2 protein-coding genes and 2 pseudogenes are annotated in these 3,849 nt (G+C 66.0%); all 4 read left to right on the forward strand.

The annotated features are described in order from the left end of the window. Window positions 1–231 (forward strand): annotated as a pseudogene (locus ENZ75_RS24465) (DNA repair protein RecO); the annotation flags it as partial. Next, entirely contained in the window at window positions 228–746 is a 519-nt protein-coding gene (locus ENZ75_RS24470) for a PaaI family thioesterase (RefSeq protein ID WP_013532579.1), read from the forward strand. The pseudogene ENZ75_RS24465 and the gene ENZ75_RS24470, both read left to right, overlap by 4 nt. An 83-nt stretch (window positions 747–829) precedes the next feature. Continuing rightward, a complete protein-coding gene (locus ENZ75_RS24475) occupies window positions 830–3,580 on the forward strand; it encodes a DUF2339 domain-containing protein (protein ID WP_063167700.1) in 2,751 nt (916 codons plus the stop codon). Window positions 3,581–3,655: 75 nt separating this feature from the next. Next, a pseudogene (locus ENZ75_RS35300) lies at window positions 3,656–3,849 on the forward strand (RNA polymerase sigma factor); the annotation flags it as partial.

Consider the following 3,849-nt stretch of genomic DNA (forward strand, 5'->3'; position numbering starts at 1 on the left):
ATGCTGGCTCTGCCGGCCTTCCTGCAGCGCGGCTCCGGCCTGCGCGCGGATGCGGCTGATGTCGACGACGCCTTCCGGCTCACCGGCTTCTTCTTCAACCGCCACGTCTATGAGCCGCGCGGCATCGAGCCGCCGGACGCTCGTACCGGCTTCCTCGCCGCCTTGCGCAAACATCACGCACGCGGCAAGGCCATAGCTGGCGAGGACGCAGCCAGAGAAATCCTCACATGAGCGAAGTCGAACTTTATCCTGGCCGGGTCTCACCGCTCGGCCTCGGCACCATTCCGCACGCCGACATCCTGAAATACACCGGTTTGGAATTGCTGCAGCGCATCGTCGACGGCAAGTATCCGGCGCCGCCGATTTCCTTCCAGCTGAATTTCACTCTCACCGAAGTCTCGGAAGGGCGCGCTGTCTTTCGTGGCATGCCGAGCGAGCGCCATCTCAACCCGCTGGGCAGCGTGCATGGCGGCTGGGCGGCGACGCTGCTCGATTCGGCACTGGCCTGTGCCGTGCAGACGCTGCTCGAAAAGGGCGAGGCCTATACGACGGCGGAGTTCAAGGTGAATTTGACGCGTCCCATCACGCCGAAGACCGGCGAAGTGGTCTGCGAGGGCAGGGTTGTTCACAAGGGCCGCACGTTGGCGGTGTCGGAAGCGACGCTGAAGGATGGCGGCGGCAAGCTGCTGGCTTTCGGCACCGAAACATGCTCGATCTTTCCGGCCGCCAATCTGGCGGCGCGCTGAGTTTTCTGGCCGTTTGGCCGCCGCATTTGCATGTCAGTGAGACGAAACGTCAGTGAAAACTGGCCTGGTTTGGGGGAACCGCCATGTTTGAGAGCCTGATCGGCCTTGTCGCCATCATCGCCTTGTTCGTCATCATTTCGCGCCAGCAGAGCCGCATCGGCCTTGTCGAGCGCGAGCTTGGCGCGCTGCGCAGCCTTGTGCTCTCGGGAGCCGTGCCGCCTGCGGCCAAGCCGTCCGAACAGACGGTGGCCGACAACGTGCCCGCCGATGTGATTCCAGCCGTTGCGGCAGCGGCCGACATTCCCTCTCCAGCGACAAGCGAGCCGGTCGCCGCACCGGCGCCACCCACGGAAACGGAAGACTCGACCGGCGAGATCGTGTCCGGGCCGTGGACCGCTCCAGAACCGGCGCCGAAGGCGGTGGAACCCGCGGAGCTTCCCGGAGCGACGAAAGCCGCCCGCCAATCCGATGTCGAAACCGCGCTCGGCACCCGCTGGGCGGTCTGGGTCGGCGGCATCGCCCTGGCGCTGGGCGGTCTGTTCCTGATCCGCTACACCATCGAAGCCGGCATTTTCGGCCCCGGCGTACGGCTGACCATGGCCGGCGCGCTCGGCCTTGTGCTGGTCGTGGGCGGCGAGTTCGTCCGCCGCACCGGCTTCAAGATGCCCGTACAAGGCGCCGCGGGCGCCTATATTCCGGCGATCTTGACAGCGGCCGGTGCCTTCATCCTGTTCGGCACCGTCTACGCCGCGCATGGCATTTACGGTTTCATCGGGCCGGCGCTCGCCTTCACGCTGCTTGGGGCCATCGGTGTGGCAACCATTGCCGCTGCGCTCGTCCACGGCCAGGCGCTGGCCGGCGTCGGCCTTGTCGGCGCCATGGTGACGCCGGTGCTCGTCGCCTCGCAGGCACCCAATCCCTGGGCGCTGTTCGGCTATCTCGCCATCGTGCTTGCCGCCACCGGCGTCATCGCCCGCATGCGCGACTGGAAGTTGCTGATGGCGGCTGCCTTTTTCGGCACCGGTGTCTGGACCATTCTCTATATGACCGATGCGCCGGGGGCGAACCTCTCTGCGATCCTGCTCATCGACGCCGTCACGCTGGCCGTGCTCGCCCTTGTCTGGCTCGCTCGCCGTGGCGACGAAACCACGCCAGACAGGGCTTTCGACTGGCCGTCCATCGTGCCTGGCCTGTTCGTCGCATTCTCGGCACTGGGCCTGTCGGTAGACCCGGCCTTTGCTGCCGCCGGCTATGCCTTGCCGGGCGCGGTGGTGATCGCCGCGATGGTGGCGGTCACGCTTTATCGTCCGCTGGCGCTGCCGCTCCTCTATGCCGCGGGACTGGTCACGGTGCTGATCTATCTCGGCATTATCCCGCCAACCTCGATCGCTTCCGATTTTTCGGGCGGCGCCCTGGGCGTCGACGGACTGCCGGTGGCCACGTCCAACGCGCTGACCTTGCGCATCGGCATCGCACTCGGCCTGGTCTTCATCGGCGCCGGCTTCTGGGCCGCGCGCCGGTTCGCCGCTGGGACACAGATACGTGCGGCCTCATGGGCGGCGTGGGGCGTCATCGTCCCGCTGGTCGTCCTGCTGGCGCTCTGGTTCACTTTCGGCAATCTCGACCGTGACCCTGTCTACGCCGCCGCAGCGGCACTGTTGGTCGTCATTTTCGCCGCCGGCGGCGAGTGGATCGCGCGGGCCGAGGAGCCGCCGCTCAAGGGCGGTGTCGCGGTCTCGTTTGCCCTGGGCGGCGCGGCCATCGCCGGGCTCCTGCTCATGCATATGGCTTTCGATTCCGGCTGGACCACCATCCTGCTCGGTGCGGCGGCCATCGTGCCGGCGCTGGCCACGCGCTGGCGCTCCTATCCGGTGCTCGGCTGGATTTCGGTCGGCGCGGTGATCGCGGTGCTTGGCCGTGTCGCCTTCGACCCGACCATTGTCGGCGCCGGCTTCCTGTCGACGACGCCGGTGTTCAACTGGCTGCTGCCGGGCTACGGCGTGCCCGCACTGGCCTTCGGCTTCGCCGCGTGGCAGCTAGCGCGCACCACCAACGGCCGACCGCGCCTTGCCATGGAAGCGGCGGCGGCGCTGTTTGCGCTGCTCACGCTCGCCATGCTGGTGCGCCACGCCATGCATGGCGGCGTCATCGACACGGGTGCCATGACGCTCGCCGAACAGTCGATCTACACCCTGATCGCCATCGGCGCCGGCGCCATCCTGGTCGCCATCGACATGCGCTCGCCAAGCTCGGTGCTGCGCTATGGTTCGATGGCCGCCGGTGTGGCCTCGGTCGCTTTCATCGTTGTCAGGCATTTCGTGGTGCTGAATCCTTTGCTTACCGACGAATCGACCGGCCGTATCCCGGTGTTCAACCTGTTGTTCCTCGCCTATCTCCTGCCGGCGGTCGCCGCCGGGGGACTGGCGCTCTACGCCAGGGACAAGCGGCCAAAATGGTATGCGCAGATGCTGGCCGTGGTGTCTGCCGCGCTTGCCTTCGCCTATGCCACGCTGTCGGTGAGGCGCCTGTTCAAGGGCGAATTCATCGGCCTGTGGAGCGGCCTCGGCCAGTTGGAAACCTACACCTATTCGGCGCTCTGGCTGGTGATTGGCGTTGCGCTGCTCTCAGCTGGCGTCTGGCTGAAATCGCAGGTGCTGCGCATCGCTTCGGCCGCGCTGATCGCGATCGCCGTGCTGAAGGTCTTCATATTCGACATGTCGGAGTTGGAAGGCGTACTCCGGGCGCTATCCTTCATCGGCCTCGGCGCGGTTCTGATCGGTATCGGCCTGTTCTATCAGCGGCTTTTGACACGGGCGGCGAGGGAAAACGGATAAAGGCAAGCAAGAACAATAAGATTTCACCCCGACCGGGAATAAATCGGCACTCGCCAGCGTTATCTCATTGCTTGGGTGACCGGGGCGGGAGACCGCTTCGCGCTGGCCGCTTGCGCCGCGCCCGGAAGGCGCGTTCAATCCAGATCAACAAGGGCGACCTCGAAACCAGCGGTCATGGACGAAAAGAAGGCAGCAATCCTTGGCGAAATACCGCGCCTGCGCCGTTACGCACGCTCGCTTTTGCGCGACCGCGACGCTGCCGACGACCT

The sequence above is a fragment of the Mesorhizobium sp. M7A.F.Ca.CA.002.04.1.1 genome (assembly GCF_004022805.1).
Lineage (GTDB): Bacteria > Pseudomonadota > Alphaproteobacteria > Rhizobiales > Rhizobiaceae > Mesorhizobium > Mesorhizobium ciceri.